The organism is Beijerinckiaceae bacterium (assembly GCA_004564215.1).
In the GTDB taxonomy this organism is placed as follows: Bacteria; Pseudomonadota; Alphaproteobacteria; order Rhizobiales; family Beijerinckiaceae; genus Methylocapsa.
In genome coordinates this window covers 1104349-1122771 of sequence record CP024846.1, presented here as the reverse complement: position 1 = coordinate 1122771, position 18423 = coordinate 1104349, and the positions used below count along the sequence as shown (strand labels likewise).

17 protein-coding genes are annotated in these 18423 nt (G+C 60.1%); 4 read left to right on the top strand and 13 right to left on the bottom strand.

Annotated features, from left to right (window positions below):
- Positions 1-68: 68 nt before the first annotated feature.
- Positions 69-1127 (top strand): alpha/beta hydrolase, encoded by a 1059-nt coding sequence (locus CU048_05265; protein QBR70785.1) that lies wholly within the window; start codon positions 69-71, stop codon positions 1125-1127.
- Between the two features lie 189 nt (positions 1128-1316).
- Here the strand turns inward: CU048_05265 and CU048_05260 are convergent, their stop codons facing one another.
- From CU048_05260 to ccmA, 10 genes are all read right to left on the bottom strand, one after another.
- Positions 1317-1583, bottom strand: a complete 267-nt coding sequence (locus CU048_05260) for an excinuclease ABC subunit C (GenBank protein ID QBR72679.1) — start codon at positions 1581-1583, stop codon at positions 1317-1319.
- Between the two features lie 134 nt (positions 1584-1717).
- Entirely contained in the window at positions 1718-1885 is a 168-nt protein-coding gene (locus CU048_05255; GenBank protein ID QBR70784.1) for a hypothetical protein, read from the bottom strand.
- Positions 1886-2005: 120 nt separating this feature from the next.
- On the bottom strand, positions 2006-2635 hold the full coding sequence (locus CU048_05250; GenBank protein QBR70783.1) for a hypothetical protein: 630 nt from the start codon (positions 2633-2635) through the stop codon (positions 2006-2008).
- Positions 2636-2764: 129 nt separating this feature from the next.
- Positions 2765-3364: a DsbE family thiol:disulfide interchange protein gene (locus CU048_05245; GenBank protein ID QBR70782.1), complete on the bottom strand. Its 600-nt coding sequence runs from the start codon at positions 3362-3364 to the stop codon at positions 2765-2767.
- 1 nt (position 3365) lies between these two features.
- Complete coding sequence (gene ccmD / locus CU048_05240; protein QBR70781.1) at positions 3366-3563, bottom strand: heme exporter protein CcmD; 198 nt, start codon at positions 3561-3563, stop codon at positions 3366-3368.
- Positions 3553-4320, bottom strand: a complete 768-nt coding sequence (locus CU048_05235) for a heme transporter HemC (protein ID QBR70780.1) — start codon at positions 4318-4320, stop codon at positions 3553-3555. Before CU048_05235 ends, ccmD begins: the two co-directional genes overlap by 11 nt.
- Before the next feature lie 118 nt (positions 4321-4438).
- Positions 4439-4981, bottom strand: coding sequence for a hypothetical protein (locus tag CU048_05230; protein QBR70779.1), 543 nt, complete (start codon positions 4979-4981; stop codon positions 4439-4441).
- Between the two features lie 57 nt (positions 4982-5038).
- A complete protein-coding gene (locus CU048_05225) occupies positions 5039-5917 on the bottom strand; it encodes a hypothetical protein (GenBank protein ID QBR70778.1) in 879 nt (292 codons plus the stop codon).
- A 115-nt stretch (positions 5918-6032) separates the two neighbouring features.
- A complete protein-coding gene (gene ccmB, locus CU048_05220) occupies positions 6033-6740 on the bottom strand; it encodes a heme exporter protein CcmB (protein QBR70777.1) in 708 nt (235 codons plus the stop codon).
- The gene (ccmA, locus tag CU048_05215; GenBank protein ID QBR72678.1) at positions 6737-7336 is read right to left on the bottom strand and encodes a heme ABC exporter ATP-binding protein CcmA; all 600 of its coding nucleotides are present in this window, start codon (positions 7334-7336) and stop codon (positions 6737-6739) included. The genes ccmB and ccmA overlap by 4 nt, the downstream gene beginning before the upstream one ends.
- A gap of 134 nt (positions 7337-7470) precedes the next feature.
- On the opposite strand from ccmA, the gene acnA reads away from it, so the two are divergent.
- The 3 genes from acnA (at position 7471) to CU048_05200 (ending at position 12513) form a co-directional block, all read left to right on the top strand.
- The gene (acnA, locus tag CU048_05210; GenBank protein ID QBR70776.1) at positions 7471-10200 is read left to right on the top strand and encodes an aconitate hydratase AcnA; all 2730 of its coding nucleotides are present in this window, start codon (positions 7471-7473) and stop codon (positions 10198-10200) included.
- Positions 10201-10275: 75 nt separating this feature from the next.
- Positions 10276-11385, top strand: coding sequence for a 3-isopropylmalate dehydrogenase (gene leuB, locus CU048_05205; GenBank protein ID QBR72677.1), 1110 nt, complete (start codon positions 10276-10278; stop codon positions 11383-11385).
- Positions 11386-11406: 21 nt separating this feature from the next.
- Positions 11407-12513, top strand: coding sequence for a putative sulfate exporter family transporter (locus tag CU048_05200; GenBank protein QBR70775.1), 1107 nt, complete (start codon positions 11407-11409; stop codon positions 12511-12513).
- 98 nt (positions 12514-12611) lie between these two features.
- Here the strand turns inward: CU048_05200 and CU048_05195 are convergent, their stop codons facing one another.
- From CU048_05195 to CU048_05185, 3 genes are read right to left on the bottom strand one after another with little or no spacing between them, the layout of a single operon-like run.
- On the bottom strand, positions 12612-16355 hold the full coding sequence (locus CU048_05195) for a methionine synthase (GenBank protein QBR70774.1): 3744 nt from the start codon (positions 16353-16355) through the stop codon (positions 12612-12614).
- The gene (gene metF, locus CU048_05190) at positions 16355-17263 is read right to left on the bottom strand and encodes a methylenetetrahydrofolate reductase [NAD(P)H] (protein QBR72676.1); all 909 of its coding nucleotides are present in this window, start codon (positions 17261-17263) and stop codon (positions 16355-16357) included. The genes CU048_05195 and metF overlap by 1 nt, the downstream gene beginning before the upstream one ends.
- A gap of 5 nt (positions 17264-17268) precedes the next feature.
- Positions 17269-18279 (bottom strand): ArsR family transcriptional regulator, encoded by a 1011-nt coding sequence (locus tag CU048_05185; protein ID QBR70773.1) that lies wholly within the window; start codon positions 18277-18279, stop codon positions 17269-17271.
- Positions 18280-18423 lie beyond the last annotated feature (144 nt).

Sequence of the window (18423 nt, the reverse complement as noted above, 5' to 3'; positions counted from 1 at the left end):
ACGGTGTCTGGGCATACTGAGAGGAATAGCCTGAAAGCGATCTAGAGGAGAGGAAGGATTCCCTTTTGATGGGTCAGCACTGGCTAACGCCGAGCAGTTTGCGGCTACATGAGGCGGCCCCGCCCTTGCCGGCCGGCGAGGACACGTCATTGGAGACGGTTCCGCTGTTCCGCGAAAGGGCGCCCTGGTTCGGCGGCGATCTGCAAACTCTGCGCAATTTCATGCGCGGTACTTGGCCGGACTTGCCGGGTGGGGAGCGCCTGTTGCTGCCGGTGCCCGATGGCGACCGGCTGGCGGCGCGGCTCGACCGGCCGGTCGGCGCGGTGAGGCGGCCGCTCGTCGTGCTTGTGCACGGACTTGCAGGCTCCGAGGTGAGCGGATCCGTGTTGGGGAGCCTGCGGCATCTCCTTGGCCAAGGTTGGCCGGTCATGCGCCTGAACCTGCGCGGTTCTCTCCCGTCTCGCCCGACTGCGGCGGGGCATTATCATGCCGGACGGACCGGCGATCTGACGGCCGCCCTGCGGGGACTCCCTGATGAACTGACCCGCCATGGGATCATTCTGTTCGGCCATTCGCTGGGCGGCAATCTTGTGCTGAAATTCATGGGCGAAGGCGGGCATGGCCTGCCGGTGCGGGCGGCGGTCACAGTGTCCGTGCCGATTGACTTGGCGGCGACCTCCGCGCAGATGCTCACCCTGCGCAACTTTGCCTATCAACGCTACATGCTCGAGGCGATGAAACGCGAAGCCCTGGCGCCGGGCGCGGCGGTCAGCACGTCTGAGCGGGCGGCGATCGCCGCGGCCAGGAACGTCTATGAATTCGACGACCACTTCATCGCGCCGCGCTTCGGCTACCGGGATGCTCAAGCCTATTATGAAAGCAATGCCGCCAAGCGTTTCCTCGCCGGCATATCGCGGCCGACGCTGATCCTGCAGGCGCTGGACGACCCTTGGATTCCGGGCGCTTGCTACACGGCGATCGACTGGCCGCGCCTGCCGATGATCGAGGCGGTGCTGAGTCCGGCTGGCGGTCATCTCGGCTTCCACGGCGAGGGGAGCAGCGTCCCTTGGCATGACCGGGTGACGGCGCGGTGGCTCGCGCGAAAGTTTCCGGCTTCGCCCAAATGAGTTGATCGAGCAGCCAATCGCAGCCGCACTTATGGCTGAACGGCTCGGCGTGAGGGTGGCGAATCTTCTACAGATCCTGTTGCGCATGACTCTTACGTCATGGCCGGGCCTGACCCGGCCATCCAAACATACACCGTCCGTTGTTGGATGCCCGGCTCAAGGCCGGGCATGACGTAAGAGTTGTACAGCTTACCAGTTAAGCCGCTCATAAAGGTCTTCCCAATCCGGGTTCATCCCGTGGATCAGGGCGAGCTTCCACACGCGAGGCCAATGTTTAAGGTTTTTTTCGCGCTGCAGAGCGTTGCGGATATCGTCATAAGTTTCGTAATAGACGAGGCGTTTCAGCTCATAACGTTTCGTGAATCCGTCTATGACGCCTTCGCGATGCTCCCAAACGCGGCGTGAAAGGTCGCTGGTCACGCCAATGTAGAGCGTGCTATCGCGTTTATTCGACATGATGTAGACAAAGCCACCTTTCACGAGGTCAACCTTATCATGTCATGGCCGGGCTTGACCCGGCCATCCAAGCATCCACCGTTCGTTGTTGGATGCCCGGCTCAAGGCCGGGCATGACGCAAGAGTTGTACAGCTTACCAGTTAAGCCGCTCACAAAGGTCTCCCCAATCCGGGTTCATCCCGTGGATCAGGGCGAGCTTCCACCCGCGAGGCCAATGGCGGCGTGAAAGGTCGCTGGTCACGCCAATGTAGAGCGTGCCGTCACGTTTGTTCGACATGATGTAGACGTAGCCGCCTTTCATGCGGTCAACCTCGTCACGTCATGGCCGGGCTTGACCCGGCCATCCAAACATACACCGTCCGTCGTGGCATGTTCCACAATGAGCCTTATGCGGCTTTCAACGAGTTTCGACCTGTTCTGCCTATCTTCCCTCGCGGTCAGAATGAGAAGGGATTTCGGTGTCCTCGATTACGCCTTTGTCCTGATAACGGTCTAATGCCACAAGAGGCTTGTAGATAAGCTCGTTAAGCAACGGAGCGAGATCGCGATCTGTTGCGCCCATGTCCTTTGCGAGCCGCACGCGCTCAGAAATAACCCTGTTCTCTAAACTCAAGTTCTCAAGAGCTAGCCGTCTCTGTTCCGCTGATTCTCGGTACGCGCGATCCTTTCGTCTCTCATGACGATCGTTCAGATAATTGCGCAAGACCTCAAGTGCATTGAGCGTACCCAAAAACTCCCAAACGCCCGGCGAATTGAGACTCACAGCAGAGAAAATGAGTTGTTCCTTGCGTGGAACGGAAGATACGATTTCATCGGGCGCCGGAAGCCAGTAGCGTGTACGTCCACCGATTCGGCGAGATAGTAGGAAATCCGATACGAAGGGATACCGTGGGAAAGGGAAGTCGTGCGTGATCCGACGCATTACATCAATTGTCGCCTCGAAAAATAAGATGGAATCGTATGCATATTTTAAATCAGTGAGGTAAGCCGTTACTAATTCGACTTCAACGCCTCCATGCCCATGCACCCTAAGACGAGCTTGCTGCGGCATAGTCCCTCTCTACGGCGGCGCTTCTTCGGCCTTGTAAGATTTTTGGCCTCGATCGTACCAAAATGTTTCACGTGAAACATTTTAGTACGATGGGCTCACCAACAAACAGCCCCGGCGTTTGCCCGCGCGTCAGCGCAGCGCCTTCTCAATCTCCGGCAGAATCACATCCCGATAGCTCTCGTCGCTCATCGGCCCGACAAAACGATAGGCGATCGTGCCGTCGCCTTTGACGATATAGGTTTCGGGCACCCCATAGACTCCCCAGTCGATCGCGGTCCGTCCCTTGCGGTCGGCGCCGATCCGCGCATAAGGGTCGCCAGACTCGGAGAGGAAGCGCCGGATATTGGCTGGCTCGTCCTTATAGGCGAGGCCGAAAACTTGTATCCCCGCGCGCGCAAGCGTCGCATCCTTCGACAGCCGCATGATCAGCGCATGTTCCTGGTGGCAAGGCACGCACCAGGATGCAAAGACGTTGACGAGAGTGACCTTGCCTTGCCGAAAATCGGTGTCGGAAAATCCGGGCTTGTCGGCGAGCCCCTCGACCGGCGGCAGGGTAAAGCTGGGAACCTGCCGCCCGATCATCGCCGAGGGCAGCAGCGAGGCATCGCCCGAATAGAGCCGCACGAAGAACAAGCCGGCGAGGGCGGCAAAAACGATCAAGGGCACATAAATGAGAAGCGGCCGCCGCGCGGGGGATCTGGCCTCCGGCCTCGGTTCGGTCGCCGCCATATCAGTCCAAGCTTTCCGGGTTTCGTGGCTTCAGATCGTCTTGACCTGCATCATTGCGTCCCGCCCGCTCGCCGAAGGCCGCAAGGGCCCGCTTCAAGGTCAAATAATCGGCCAGGATCGTGAATATCATTCCCGCGATCACGACAAAGGCAAAGGCGTAGGCCGCGACGACGAAGCCAAGATGCGGATCATGGCTCATAGGCCGCCTCCCAATTGGATGAGGGCCGCGCGGCGCCGGACTCCTGCGCGCCGAGGATCGCGAGCCGGCGCAGACGCCGCCGCAGGATCTCGTTGCGGATGGCCATGAGATAGAGCGTTACGAACAGGAACGTGAAGGCCAGCGCCATGACGAGGAGCGGCCAAAGCATGGATGTTGCAATGGCCGGTCCGCCAAGACGAAACACCGAGGCCGGCTGGTGCAGGGTGTTCCACCAATCGACGGAAAATTTGATGATCGGAATATTGACCGCGCCGACGAGGGTGAAAATCGCTGCGGCCCGCGCGGCCTTGCCCGGATCCTCGATCGTGCGCCAGAGCGCCACGAGGCCGAGATAGATCAGGAAGAGCACGAGAACCGAGGTGAGCCGCGCATCCCAGACCCACCAGGTGCCCCACATGGGCTTGCCCCAGATCGAGCCGGTCACAAGGCAGAGAAAGGTAAATCCGGCGCCGAGCGCGGCCGCTGCTTTCTGCGCGGCATCGGCAAGGGGATGCCGCCAGACCAGCGTGCCAAGGGCCGCCGACGTCATGACCGCATAGATGAACATGGCCAACCAAGCGGCCGGCACATGAAGATACATGATCCGGACCGTCTCGCCCTGCTGATAGTCGGGTGGGGCGACGAACCAAGCGAGGTAAAGGCCGGCGCCCAGGAGCAGGGCCGTCAGCGTGGCCGACACCGGCACAAGCACGCGGGAGATGCGTAGGAAAGTCGTCGGGCTGGCGTAGTTGAGCATGATTTTATCTAGGCTGCCGCACCGCCAAACGCAAATCCGGCCACCTCCCCGTCGGGATGGTCTGCCACCTTGCCTCGAAGCGCGGCAGACCTCCGTTCAATCCGAGGCTGTGGCTTGTTCAAAGGGGGGCGACGACCCGGTAGTAAAGGCCATTATTGCCGTACAAGGGCTGGAACCAGGTCCCGTCGCACACGTAATAATTGATCCCGTCCACGAAATTATACGGACAGCCGACCGGGACGCTGACAACCATGGAGCCGATGGCATAAGCGGCCGCGGCCGCACCCGCCGCGTAGGCTGCGGCAGCGGCTGCGCCGCCACAATTCCAGCAGCCGCCGTTGTAGTAATGATTGACCACGACGGGGCCGTGGAAGCCGCCGCCGTAATAACCCCCGGCATGCCAGCCGTCTCCGTGCCAGGTTCCGCCCCAATTCTCATGCACGCCGCCAGCGTGCCAAGCGTTATCAGCGGGTCCAACGCCCCCCGCGTGCCAGGCGCCGCCGCCGCCGAAACCGGCGGCGCCAAATCCGCCCCCGCCGAATCCGCCGGCGTGAAACCCGCCGCCACCAAACCCGCCACCGCCAAATCCGCCGCCACGAAAAGCGTCGGCCGGTAGAGTTCCACTCAGGGTGAGTGCCACGGCGAGAAGAACGCCGCTCATAGAAAAGTTGCGCGTCATGATGTTGACCTCATCTCGAATCTGGGACCGGACCCTGAATTATTCCTTGGAGGATTGCTGGTTATCCGGCCGGTCGAAGGGAATCTGCTTGGTCGAGGCTTTGGTATGCGGCGCAAACGCCACGTCCTTGCTCAGTTTGCCGTCGAGCTTCCAATTGGAAAACTCAACGACGTGACGCGGCTTTTCCTGCGCGTCGGCCGCCGTGGCCCAGATGAGCCGAGGCAGCTTGTCCTTCGATCCGATCCAGATCTGGAGATGCACGTTCGGGTCGGAGAGGGAAACGATATCGGTGGTCGTATCGCCCACGACTTCCGATTTGCCGATCACAAAGGCGCCGGTCAATCCATCGGTCAGCGTCTTATAGGGGTTGGCGACGATGAAATCGACAAAGGGGAAATAGACCCCGGCCTTCTTGTAAATGTCTTCGAGCATCCCCTCGACATTGCCGGGCGCATCCGTGATCGCAACCAGGTCAGCCTTGGGGGTGAAAACCGCAACCTTCGAGCCGTCATAATAGAACTCTGACGGAGGCCCGTCGCCGGGCACGACGACGCGAAGCTTATTGGGCCGGACGAGCAGAATGTCGGAGCGGGTATGATAAAACAAGGGCTGGCCGTTGCGGGCAGGGACGTCAAACGCGCCGCGCGCAACGAAAGCGATGCTCTTGGCCGCCGCCAGCTTTTCGCTCATGGCCTTGATCAGGTCGAGCGCCGCCGGCTCGATCGCAGGATGGGCCGGATCTTGCGCCGCTGGCTCCGGCGCCGCAACCTCTGGCGCTCCGGCGTCTGGTGCCGTCTCCGGTAGCTCTGGCGTCGTCACCGTCTCTTCTGGATCTGGCGCCGCCGTCTCCGCCATGCCGCCCTGCGGCAAACAAAAACTCAACGCAGCACATAATAGGAGAACCCCAAGCTGTTTCATAATGGCCTCAATTGCCCTGGCGTCACGCGGAAGGTGAGTTACACAAAAACATATCGAGTATAAATAATAAAGCTGTCGCCAGCGTAAATTCGAAAGAACAAAACACTTCGAACATCTATTCACTCATGTGACGGAGTGCGGCGGCGGCCGCGACGGGCGCACCTACGAGAGCAATCAAGGTCAGGGCACAAAGGATCAAAAAGGGAGTCGCGAAAGGGACGAGCGACTGCGAATCTGCTCCCGCCGCCGCGACCCCGAAGATCAGCACCGGCACGCAGAGAGGCAGGATCAAGACCGCGAGCAAAAGCCCACCGCGGCGCAGGCTGACGGTCAACGCCGCGCCCACCGCGCCGATCAAAGTGAGGGCAGGGGTGCCGGCAAGAAGGGAAAGGGTGACGCTCCAAAGCTGGCTGGCCGGCAAGCCGAGCATCAAGCCAAAGAAGGGCGCGGCCGCCACCAGAGGGAGGCCGGTTAAAATCCAATGAGCGAGACATTTGACGAGGACAATCAATTCCAAAGGGGTGCTGCTGGTCAAAAGCAGATCGAGCGAGCCATCCTCGTGGTCGGCTTGAAACAGCCGATCGAGCCCGAGCAATGTCGCGAGCAGACCGCTGATCCATAAGATCGCCGGGGCGATCTTGCCCAGCAAAGCGAGGTCGGGTCCGATGGCGAAAGCGCTTAGCGTGACGAGGATCAGAAAAAAGACCACCCCGAGACTGGTGCCTCCGCCGATGCGCCGGCCGACCTGCATTTCCCGCCTGAAAAGCGCGTAAAGAGGTGAGCCAGGTCTCTGCAGTTGATCGGAAAGTTGATGCGTTTTCATGGAGATAGCCGAAGCTCCTGCCCGACCAGATCGAGCCTGGCGTGGGTGGCAGCGACAATCATCCCGCCTTCGGCCAGATGCGCTGCCATGATCTGCGTCATGAGCGCTTGCGAGGCGCTGTCGAGCGCCGTCGACGGTTCGTCCAGAAGCCAAATCGGACGCTTGACGATGCGAAGCTTGGCGAGCGCCGCGCGCCGCTTCTGGCCAGCCGAGAGATAGGCGGCCGGCAAATCGGCCGTATGCGAAAGTCCGAACTCCGCAAGCGCTGTTTTCGTTGGCAGCCCGCCGTTCCCGGACTCCAGCATGGCAGCAAAAAAATCGAGATTCTCCCTGACCGTGAGAACGCCCTTGAGGGCATCGGCATGACCGATGTAATGCACCTGTTCGGCAAGCGTCTTGTCGGATGCAGGAGCGAGAGCGATTGTCCCCTCGGCAAGGGGCAGGAGCCCGGCGAGCGCTCGCAGAAGAGTCGATTTTCCGGCGCCATTAGGGCCCGTGACGGTCAAACTCTCGCCTTTCTCCACCGTGAAGGAGAGGTCCGCGATGACGATCCGGCCACCGCGTTCGATGGTGAGCTTTGAGGCAGAAAGTCGCATCATGAATCAACCGCCAGCGGCCCAATCGACGAAACAAGGCTTTCCTCTATCATCCGTGTAGCTCTTGGCGTAAAAATTATTTATAACCCAACCTCTTCCCACCATTTCGACCAACTTCCGCGGGGACAAGTCCGATGACGTCGCTCGACAGTTTCAAATGCCGCAAGAAGCTTACGGTAGGCAGCAAGACCTATCATTATTTTTCCCTCAAGGCGGCGGAGAAAAACGGGCTCGCGGGGATAGCGCAGCTCCCGTTTTCGATGAAGGTTTTACTCGAAAATCTGCTTCGCTATGAAGACGGCCGCACCGTCACAAAGGAAGATATCGAGGCGGTCGCCGCATGGGTCGTGAACAAGGGGACGACCGAGCGCGAGATCGCGTTTCGTCCGGCCCGGGTCTTGATGCAGGATTTTACGGGCGTGCCGGCGGTTGTCGATCTTGCCGCGATGCGCGACGCCATGACGAGCCTTGGTGGCGATCCGCAAAAGATCAATCCGCTGGTGCCGGTCGATCTTGTGATCGATCATTCCGTGATCGTCGATGCCTTCGGCAACAGCAAGGCCTTGAAGACCAATGTCGATTTGGAGTACGGCCGCAACGGCGAACGGTATCGGTTCTTGAAATGGGGCCAGGGATCCTTCGACAATTTCCGCGTCGTTCCGCCCGGCACCGGGATTTGCCATCAGGTCAATCTCGAATATCTCGCCCAGACGGTTTGGACCCGCAAGGAAAAATTCGCACCGCCGCGTGGCAAGGCCGCCACCGTCGAGGTCGCTTATCCGGACACGCTGGTTGGAACCGATTCGCATACGACCATGGTGAATGGACTCTCGGTCCTCGGTTGGGGGGTCGGTGGGATCGAGGCGGAAGCCTGCATGCTTGGCCAACCGCTTTCCATGCTCCTGCCGGAGGTGATTGGATTTCAGTTGACCGGCAGGCTCCCGGCCGGCGTGACCGCGACCGATCTCGTTCTCACCGTGACGCAGATGCTGCGCAAAAAAGGTGTCGTCGGCAAATTCGTTGAGTTTTACGGAGCGGGCCTCAATCATCTTTCGCTCGCCGATCGCGCGACCATCGCAAATATGGCGCCGGAATATGGTGCCACCTGCGGCTTCTTCCCCATCGATTCGGAGACCCTCTCCTATCTCGAGACTTCGGCCCGCACGCCGGCCCGCGTCGCCCTTGTCGAGGCTTATGCAAAAGCACAAGGTCTCTATCGCACCAAGACCACACCGGATCCGGTCTTCACAGATACGCTGTCCTTGGAACTGGATTCGGTGACGCCGTCGATGGCGGGCCCCAAGCGTCCCGAGGGGCGTGTTGCGCTCGGCTCGGTCGGCGCCGGCTTCAAGGCCGCGCTCGATACCGAATATAAAAAGCCAGGCGAACTTTCGAAACGTTATGCGGTCGAGGGAAAAAATTTCGATCTCGGCCACGGCGATGTGGTCATCGCCGCGATCACCTCCTGCACCAATACCTCGAATCCGAATGTGCTGATTGGCGCCGGCTTGCTGGCCCGCAACGCGATCGCCAAGGGAATCGGCGTTAAGCCGTGGGTCAAGACGTCGCTTGCGCCCGGAAGCCAAGTCGTTGCCGAATATCTCGCAGCGTCCGGATTGCAGAAGTCGCTAGACAAACTCGGTTTCAATCTGGTCGGCTTCGGCTGCACGACCTGCATTGGCAATTCGGGACCTTTGGCGCCGGAAATCTCGCAGACCATCAACGAAAATGGCATCGTCGCCGCGGCAGTTCTTTCCGGCAACCGCAATTTCGAGGGCCGCGTCAGTCCCGATGTCCAGGCCAACTATCTTGCCTCGCCGCCGCTTGTCGTCGCGCATGCGCTCGCCGGCACGGTCGCAACGGATCTTACGGTCGATCCGCTTGGCCACGATAAGAAGGGCCACCCGGTGTTTCTCAAGGACATCTGGCCTTCTCAGGATGAGATCGCCGAGATCATCGATGCCTATGTGACCAAGAAAGTGTTCAAGTCACGCTATGCTGATGTTTTCAACGGCGACACGCATTGGCGGAAGGTCAAGGCGCCGGCCGGTGAGACCTACAAATGGGACATCGGCTCGACCTATGTGCGCAACCCACCCTATTTCGAGGGGCTTACGGCCGAGCCGGAGCCGATCCGCGAAATCGAGAATGCGCGCATTCTGGCGCTTTTCGGCGATAAGATCACGACCGACCATATTTCACCGGCAGGTTCGATCAAGGAAGCGTCGCCGGCCGGCCAATATCTCGTCGAACGGCAGGTTTCGAAGGACAATTTCAACCAATATGGAACGCGGCGCGGCAATCATGAAATCATGATGCGCGGCACCTTCGCCAACATCAGGATCAAGAATTTTGTCCTGCAAAAGCAAGATGGCGCCGTGCCGGAAGGCGGGCTGACCAAGCATTGGCCGGACGGCGAGGAAATGTCGATCTTCGAAGCCTCGATGAAATATCAAGCGGAGGGTGTTCCGCTGGTCGTTTTCGCCGGCGCCGAATATGGCAACGGCTCCTCGCGGGACTGGGCGGCAAAAGGCACGAGGCTGCTGGGGGTCCGGGCGGTCATCGCCGAGTCCTTCGAGCGCATTCACCGTTCGAACCTCGTTGGCATGGGAGTCCTGCCGCTGACCTTCGAGCCCGGTACGACGTGGAAAAGCTTGCAGCTCAAGGGGGATGAGCTGGTCACCATCCATGGCCTCGGCAGCACATTGAAGCCACGCCAGATGATGGAGGCCGAGATTAAATATTCCGACGAGAGAGTGGTGAAGGTTCCGCTGCTCTGCCGGATCGCCACGCTGGACGAGCTTGAATATTTCAAGAACGGCGGCATCCTTCCCTATGTGCTGCGCCAGCTCGCAGCGGCGTAATTTTTCGGTTTAGGCGTGCGTGGGCCGGAGCTTTTGGCCTCCGGCTTTCGCGCCGCGTTTCATGGATCGCAAAGCATGGCTCATCATAAGCTCTTCGTTCTTCCGGGCGACGGTATCGGTCCCGAGGTCATGGCCGAGGTCGAGAAAATCGCCGCTTGGTTCACGAGCGAGGGAATTGTCCATTTCGAAATCGAAAAAGGCCTCGTCGGTGGCTCGGCCTATGACGTCCACAAGACTGCAATAAGCGATGCGGACATGGCACGCGCGGAGGCCGCGGATGCGGTGCTTCTTGCCGCCGTGGGCGGCCCCAAATGGGATGGCGTTCCTTATGAAGTGCGTCCCGAGGCGGGACTTTTGCGGCTTCGCAAGGATCTGAATCTTTTCGCGAATTTGCGCCCGGCGATCTGTTATCCGGCGCTCGCAGATGCCTCGTCCCTCAAGCGGGAACTCGTCGATGGCCTCGATCTCATGATCGTTCGCGAATTGACCGGCGGCGTCTATTTCGGCGAACCCAAGCAAATCATCGACCTTGGCAATGGCCAGAAGCGCGGAATCGATACGCAGGTCTATGATACCTACGAGATTGAACGGATCGGGCGGATCGCATTCGAACTCGCCCGCAAGCGCCGCAACAAGGTGACGTCGTCCGACAAGCGCAATGTGATGAAATCCGGCGTCCTTTGGAACGAGGTCATCACCGCGCTGCATGCGCGCGAATATCCCGATGTCGAACTTGAACACCAACTTGCCGATGCGCTGGGCATGCAGCTTGTGCGGCGGCCGAAGCAATTCGATGTCATCGTCACCGATAATCTCTTTGGCGACATGTTGTCGGACGTGGCCGCCATGCTGACCGGCTCGCTCGGCATGTTGCCTTCGGCATCGCTCGGCGAAAAAAATGCGAAGGGAGACACCCGCAAGGCGCTTTACGAGCCGGTGCATGGCTCCGCGCCCGACATCGCCGGCAAGGGGATTGCCAATCCGATCGCGATGATCGGATCTTTCGGCATGGCCTTGCGCTACTCCTTCAATCTCGGCGAGCTTGCCGATCGCATCGAAAAGGCGATCGCGGACGTGCTCGCCAAGGGGCTGCGCACCGCCGACATTGCGGGCGATGCGAAACAAACCCTTTCAACGGCGCAGATGGGCGAAGCGATTCTGAACGAACTGAAGGCGGCGGCGTGAAATGGGCGATAGCGAGTCGTCATGAGCACCGATCTTGATACGGACACCGCCTCTGCGCACGCGATTTTTCGATCCTACGACGGGATGGAGGGGTTGACGGCGGACACGTTCGCATTGCCGGCTCCGCCTCGCCCGGCTGGATGGGGCGCGTTCTTCTTTCAAATATATCCAGGCCTACTGGTAGCGGCGACGATAGCCCTAGCCGCCACATGGTTGTCACAACAGTATCGGTCTCCGGTGATGCTGTTCGCCCTTCTTTTCGGGATGACCTTTCACTTCCTGCATGAGGAAGGCCGCTGCGTGGCGGGGATCGAATTCTCGTCGAAGGCGGTGTTACGGGTCGGGGTGGCGTTGCTTGGGGCGCGAATCACCGCCACCCAGATCCTCGAATTGGGAGGCATGCCGATCGCGACCGTGTTGGGGGGAATCATCAGCACCATTGCGCTCGGCGCCTTCGTCGCTCATTGGCTAGGGCTCAGTCGTTCCTTTGGAGTGCTATCCGGCGGCGCTGTAGGTATCTGTGGCGCCTCGGCGGCCCTGGCCATCGCTTCGGTGTTGCCCCGCACGCCCGAAAGCGAAAGGGACACCATACTCACCGTGGTGACCGTGACGGTGCTGTCCACCATCGCCATGATCGCCTATCCGCTGTTCGTTACAGTTGTTGGGCTTGATCACGTTCATGCCGGCATCTTCCTTGGGGGCACCATCCATGACGTGGCCCAGGTGGTGGGGGCGGGCTATTCGATCTCGCCACAAACCGGCGACGTGGCGACCTACGTCAAGCTACTGCGGGTCACCATGCTGCTGCCCGTGGTTTTCTCCATCGCTTTCATAATCAGTCGTGGAGCGAAGGGCGCCCAGAGTGGCGCGAAGGCGAAGCTTCCCCTTTTTCTGGTCGGCTTCGCCGTTCTCGTGGCGCTGAATAGCCTCGGCCTGTTGCCCAAAGTGGCGAGCGACGCAGCCAACGATGTGTCTCGCTGGTGCCTCGTCACGGCCATCGCGGCACTGGGCATGAAGACTTCGTTCAAGGATCTCGCGGCGGTCGGGTGGAGGCCGATCGCCCTGATGCTGCTTGAGACCGCTTGGATCGCGGCCATTGTTCTCATCGCAGTGATGTTCGCCTATTAGGTTTCGCCGCCGCGCGCGATATTTGACAAGCTTGTCTCTCATTCATCGTCGTCATCATTGCCGAGCCAAATGAGCAGGCGCGCCCGAAAGATTGCGGCCTATTCCGCCGCGGCGGTTTCGGCCACGTCCACCGGCGTGTAATTCATGACCGGCGCGAGCCAGCGTTCCACCTCCGCCACGCTCATCCCCTTGCGGCGGGCATAATCCTCCACCTGATCGCGCTCGATTTTGGCGACACCAAAATAATGCGCCTCCGGGTGGGCGAGATAGAGGCCCGACACAGACGAACCGGGCCACATCGCGAAGCTTTCGGTCAAGGTGACACCGATCCGTTTTGGCGCCTCGAGCAGGTTGAACAGGGTTGCCTTTTCGGTGTGATCAGGCTGCGCCGGATAGCCGGGCGCGGGGCGGATCCCGCGATAATCCTCCGCCAGTCGCTCGTCATTGGTCAGAACCTCGTCTGGCGCATAACCCCAAAACTCGCGCCGCACGCGTTCATGCATGCATTCGGCAAAAGCTTCGGCAATGCGGTCGGCAAGGGCTTTGACGAGAATTGACCCATAATCGTCATTGGCTTTGGCAAACCGGTCGGCGATCTTGCCTTCCTGCGCTCCGGCGGTGACGACGAAGCCGCCGATATAATCGGCCTTGCCGCTATCGACCGGCGCGACGAAATCGGCAAGTGCGAGATTGGGGCGCCCGTCCCGCCGCGCCAATTGCTGGCGCAAGGTGTGGAAGGTCGCAAGCTCGCTTGTCCGCGAGTCGCCGGTATAAAGTTTGATGTCTTCTCCGATGCTGTTGGCCGGCCAGAAGCCGATGACGGCCTTGGGGTCGAACCAGCGTTCCTCGACAACCCGTTTCAGCATGGCTTGGGCATCGTCCAACAATTGCCTGGCCACTTCGCCCTGCTTGGGATCGTCGAGAATTGCAGGATAGCGGCCGCGCAATTCCCAGGTCTGGAAAAACGGCGTCCAATCGATATAGGGAATGATCTCGCCGATGTCATAGGTGCGAAACACCCTTGTCCCGCGAAACGTCGGACGCGGCGGATCGTAGCTCGCCCAGTCTGGGCGGAACGCATTGGCCCGGGCCTTTGCGATCGGCAGGCGCTGCTTGTCAGCTTCGGCTCGGCGATGCGCATCGGCGACTTTGGCATATTCGGCCCGCACCGATTCGATCGTGAGGTCGCGGGATTGGGATGACAGAAGCGATTGCACGACGCCGACGGCGCGGCTCGCGTCCGTCACATAAACAGCCTGACCCTTGGCGTAATTCGGGTGGATCTTGACCGCGGTATGGACCCGGCTCGTCGTCGCGCCGCCGATGAGCAAGGGCAGATCAAATCCCTCGCGCTCCATCTCGGAGGCGACAAAACACATTTCATCGAGCGAGGGCGTGATAAGGCCGGAAAGGCCGACGCAATCGACTTTCTCAGCCCGCGCGGTCGCGAGAATCTTCGCCGCCGAGACCATGACGCCAAGATCGATGACTTCGTAATTGTTGCAGGCGAGTACCACGCCGACGATGTTCTTGCCGATGTCATGCACATCGCCCTTGACCGTCGCCATCAAGATCTTGCCAGCACTGGAGCGCCCGGCGCCGCCGTTCTTTCTCTTTTCCTCGTCCATGAAAGGCATCAGATAGGCGACGGCCTGTTTCATCACCCGCGCCGATTTGACGACTTGCGGCAAAAACATCTTGCCGGCGCCGAACAGGTCGCCGACGACATTCATCCCGGCCATCAAGGGGCCTTCGATCACATCGAGCGGTTTCGCGGCCAACGCACGCGCTTCCTCGACATCGCGGTCGATGAATTCGGTAATGCCGTTGACGAGCGCATGTTCAAGACGCTTTCCCACCGGCTCCTCGCGCCAGACGAGATTCTTTTCGAGTTTTTCCGCGCCTTGGCCTTTGTAATTCTCGGCAAGATTGAGCAGCCGTTCTGTCGCGTCGGGGCGGCGGTTGAGGACCACATCCTCGCAGGCCTTGCGCAGTTCAGGATTGATTTCGGCATAAACGGACAACTGGCCCGCGTTGACGATACCCATATCCATGCCGGCCGCAATCGCATGGAAGAGAAACACCGAATGCATGGCTTGGCGGACCGGCTCGTTGCCGCGAAACGAGAAGGAAAGATTGGAAACGCCGCCGGAGATATGGACGAGCGGAAACCGCTTGCGGATTTCCTGCGTGGCTTCGATGAAATCGACGCCGTAATTATTATGTTCTTCGATGCCCGTCGCGACGGCAAAGATATTCGGATCGAAGATGATGTCTTCGGGCGGAAATCCCACTTCCTGCGTCAGAATTTCATAGGCGCGGGTGCAAATATCGACCTTGCGCTTTTTGGTATCGGCCTGTCCCTTTTCGTCGAACGCCATGACAACGACAGCCGCCCCGTAGGAGCGCACGACCTTGGCGTCGGCGATGAATTTTTCAACGCCCTCCTTCATCGAGATGGAGTTGACGATAGACTTGCCTTGTACGCATTTCAGACCGCCTTCGATCACGGCGAACTTCGATGAGTCGATCATCACCGGGACCCGCGAGATGTCAGGCTCGGCGGCGACGAGGTTGAGGAACTCGACCATGGCCTTTGCCGAATCGAGCAGGCCCTCATCCATGTTGACGTCGATCACCTGCGCGCCCATCGCCACTTGATCGCGGGCCACGTCGAGGGCGGCGGCAAAATCGCCTTCCTTCACCAATTTGCGGAATTTGGCCGAGCCCGTCACATTGGTGCGTTCGCCCACGTTGACGAACGGGATCTCGTGATTGAGCACGAAGGGCTCGAGCCCAGAAAGGCGCAGCAATGGCTCGATAGTCGGTATCCTTCGCGGCGCAATTCCCTGAATGCGCGCTGCGATCGCATGGATGTGCGCGGGCGTCGTGCCGCAGCAGCCGCCGATGATATTGACGAGACCGGCCTCCGCAAATTCGCCGACGAGAGAGGCCATATATTCCGGGCTCTCGTCGTAAAGGCCGAACTCATTGGGGAGGCCGGCGTTGGGATAGGCGCAAATCAGCGTATCTGCGATCCGTGAAAGTTCGGCGAGATGGGCGCGCATTTCGCGTGCCCCGAGGGCGCAGTTGAGCCCGATCGTCAACGGCTTGGCGTGGCGCAGCGAGTACCAGAACGCGGTCGGGGTCTGGCCCGATAGAGTGCGCCCGGACAAATCCGTAATCGTGCCGGAGATCATCACCGGCAAGTGCTCGCCGCGGGCTTCGAATACGCCGTCGATAGCGGCTAGGGCGGCTTTGGCGTTGAGCGTGTCGAAGATGGTCTCGACGATTAGCAGGTCGGCCCCGCCCTCGATCAGCGCGGTCGCCGCCTCGGTATAGGTTTCCCGCAAATCATCGAAACTGACCGCGCGAAAGCCAGGATTGTTGACGTCGGGCGAAATCGAGGCGGTTCGATTGGTCGGCCCCAATGCGCCGGCGACGAAGCGGCGCTTTCCGTCCTTCTGCTCGGCCTCATCTGCCGCTTCCCGGGCCAGGCGGGCGGACTCGGCGTTCAATTCGAAGACAATTTCTTCCATCCCATAGTCGGCTTGGGAAATTCGCGTCGAATTGAAGGTATTGGTGCCGATGATATCGGCGCCGGCTTCCAGATAGGCGAGATGAATCGCTTTGATGGCTTGCGGCTGGGTGAGGCTCAACAGATCATTGTTGCCACGCAAATCCCGCGGCCAATCGGCAAAGCGATCGCCGCGAAATTCGGCTTCGCTGAATTTATGTTGTTGAATCATCGTCCCCATGGCGCCGTCGAGCACCAGAATTCTTTCCCGGGCAGCGGCTTGAATTGCCGCCCGCGTTTCTTCGCCGGTAAACCTTCGGGTCATCAGGCGGCCTCTTGTTCGAGTTTTGGGCGAAGGCCCAACAGATGGCAAATCGCATAGACAAGGTCGGCGCGGTTCATCGTGTAGAAATGGAAATCTCTTATGCCATGATCGACAAGATCGAGGACCTGTTCGGCGGCGACCGTCGCGGCAATCAGCCTTCGCGTTTGCGGATCGTCGTCGAGCCCTTCGAAGCGGTCGGCGAGCCATTGCGGAACACTGGCGCCGGCCTTCTTGGCGAAATTGGCTGTCTGCTTGAAGTTTTGGACCGGAACGATCCCAGGGACAATGGGAACGTCGATCCCGCGCGCGCGGACCTTATCGACGAAACGAAGGTAACGGTCATTTTCGAAAAAGAACTGGGTAATTGCCCGGTTGGCTCCGGCATCGATCTTTGCTTGCAAGACATCGATATCGGCGTCGGCCGAGATGCTTTCGGGGTGGCCTTCCGGATAGGTGGCGACCGAGATCTCAAAATCGGCGACGCGCTTGATTCCTGCGACCAGCGCGGCCGAATTCGTATAGCCATCCGGATGCGGGCGAAATTTCGTCCCGGGTCCATCTTGCGGATCGCCGCGCAACGCGACGATATGGCGGACACCCGCGTCCCAATAGTCGCGGACGATGGCGTCGATTTCGTTCCGCGCGGCCGCGACGCAGGTCAAATGTGCGGCCGGCTTCACCGAAGTCTCGTTCACGATCCGCGCGACCGTCGCATGAGTGCGTTCGCGCGTGGAGCCTCCGGCGCCATAGGTGACCGAGACGAAACTTGGACCAAGCGGCGCCAAGCGTTTGATCGAGTCCCAAAGAGTTGCCTCCATCGCTTCGGTCGCCGGCGGGAAAAACTCGAAGGAGACGGAGATGTCGGGACAAACCGTGCGGCTTGCCCTTGGAAAACTACAGGACTGCATCTCGTTCATGCGACCGCTCGCGTGGTTAAGGGAAGGGGGTCGGCAATAATCCGGCGATCGCGCCCGAGCCAAATCGATACCGTCAGCTTGCCCCCTTCGCCGGGGTCGGGGACGAGATGGTCCTTGGCGATGAAATCCAATCCGGCGGCGGTCATGAAGCCTGCCACTTCCTCCGGCGCGAATCCGAGCCGCCGATGGGCATGATCGGTGCGGAGATTTTCTTCCTCGTGCGGCGCGAAATCGACGATCATGAGGCGCCCGCCCGGACGCAAGGCGCGTCCGGCTTCGCGAATGGCCCGCAAGGGATCATCGAGATAATGCAGGACCTGATGCATGATCACGAGATCGTAGAAATCGGTTTCCACGGGCACCGCATAAATATCGCCTTGCCGCAATTGCACATTGCGAAGGCCCGCCCGCTCGATGCGGACGCGGGCAACGCTCAGCATTTGCGGCGATTGATCGACCCCGACGGCGCGGTCGGCGTGGGGGGCCAAAAGTTCGAGCATCCGGCCGGTGCCGGTACCAAGATCAAGCAGCGCGTGCAATGGGCCAGGGCCGATTGCCTTGAGGATCGCGGCTTCGACGCGCTCCTCCGGGATATGCAGGGCCCGCACTTGATCCCAATTCGCCGCTTGCGCCGCGAAATAGCGGGCCGCTTGATCGGCGCGGGCATGCCGCACCTCGGAAAGCCGCGCCCGGTCGGCCGCGAGATGCGGGTCCTCCGGCGCCAACCGAGCGATGAGATCGCGCGCCAGGCCAGCGACCGGGCCGGTTTGGGCAATGAGAAAGAAAACCCAGGCGCCTTCGCGGTGACGTTCCACGAGCCCAGCTTCCACGAGCAGTTTCAAATGGCGGGAAATGCGTGGCTGCGATTGGCCGAGAATTGTGACAAGTTCGCTCACCGTGAGTTCGGCTTCCGCGACAAGAGCCAGTAGACGCAAACGCGTCGCCTCGCCAGCGGCGGCCGAGGCGCCGAGAACGGCGTCGAAAGAGACGTGTCCTGGATCAGACATGGGGCTTTCCAAAAAATATCATGGCCCCTATAAATATGCAGATATATTTATATGTAAAGCTATTTTCCGCGTTCTGGCGGATTGACGATTACGGGCTTGGATAAGTCGGCGCCGAGAGATAGTTTGGCGCCGCCTCCTAACACT

Bases quoted from the DNA above. Each gene is read 5' to 3' on its own strand.
- CU048_05265 (QBR70785.1), top strand. From the start codon at position 69: ATGGGTCAGCACTGGCTAACGCCGAGCAGTTTGCGGCTACATGAGGCG.
- CU048_05260 (QBR72679.1), bottom strand. From the start codon at position 1,583: ATGTCGAATAAACGCGATAGCACGCTCTACATTGGCGTGACCAGCGAC.
- CU048_05235 (QBR70780.1), bottom strand. From the start codon at position 4,320: ATGCTCAACTACGCCAGCCCGACGACTTTCCTACGCATCTCCCGCGTG.
- CU048_05200 (QBR70775.1), top strand. From the start codon at position 11,407: ATGAGCACCGATCTTGATACGGACACCGCCTCTGCGCACGCGATTTTT.
- CU048_05185 (QBR70773.1), bottom strand. From the start codon at position 18,279: ATGTCTGATCCAGGACACGTCTCTTTCGACGCCGTTCTCGGCGCCTCG.
- CU048_05250 (QBR70783.1), bottom strand. From the start codon at position 2,635: ATGCCGCAGCAAGCTCGTCTTAGGGTGCATGGGCATGGAGGCGTTGAA.
- metF (QBR72676.1), bottom strand. From the start codon at position 17,263: ATGCAGTCCTGTAGTTTTCCAAGGGCAAGCCGCACGGTTTGTCCCGAC.
- CU048_05230 (QBR70779.1), bottom strand. From the start codon at position 4,981: ATGAGCGGCGTTCTTCTCGCCGTGGCACTCACCCTGAGTGGAACTCTA.
- leuB (QBR72677.1), top strand. From the start codon at position 10,276: ATGGCTCATCATAAGCTCTTCGTTCTTCCGGGCGACGGTATCGGTCCC.
- ccmD (QBR70781.1), bottom strand. From the start codon at position 3,563: ATGAGCCATGATCCGCATCTTGGCTTCGTCGTCGCGGCCTACGCCTTT.
- ccmB (QBR70777.1), bottom strand. From the start codon at position 6,740: ATGAAAACGCATCAACTTTCCGATCAACTGCAGAGACCTGGCTCACCT.
- acnA (QBR70776.1), top strand. From the start codon at position 7,471: ATGACGTCGCTCGACAGTTTCAAATGCCGCAAGAAGCTTACGGTAGGC.
- CU048_05225 (QBR70778.1), bottom strand. From the start codon at position 5,917: ATGAAACAGCTTGGGGTTCTCCTATTATGTGCTGCGTTGAGTTTTTGT.
- CU048_05195 (QBR70774.1), bottom strand. From the start codon at position 16,355: ATGACCCGAAGGTTTACCGGCGAAGAAACGCGGGCGGCAATTCAAGCC.
- ccmA (QBR72678.1), bottom strand. From the start codon at position 7,336: ATGCGACTTTCTGCCTCAAAGCTCACCATCGAACGCGGTGGCCGGATC.
- CU048_05245 (QBR70782.1), bottom strand. From the start codon at position 3,364: ATGGCGGCGACCGAACCGAGGCCGGAGGCCAGATCCCCCGCGCGGCGG.
- CU048_05255 (QBR70784.1), bottom strand. From the start codon at position 1,885: ATGAAAGGCGGCTACGTCTACATCATGTCGAACAAACGTGACGGCACG.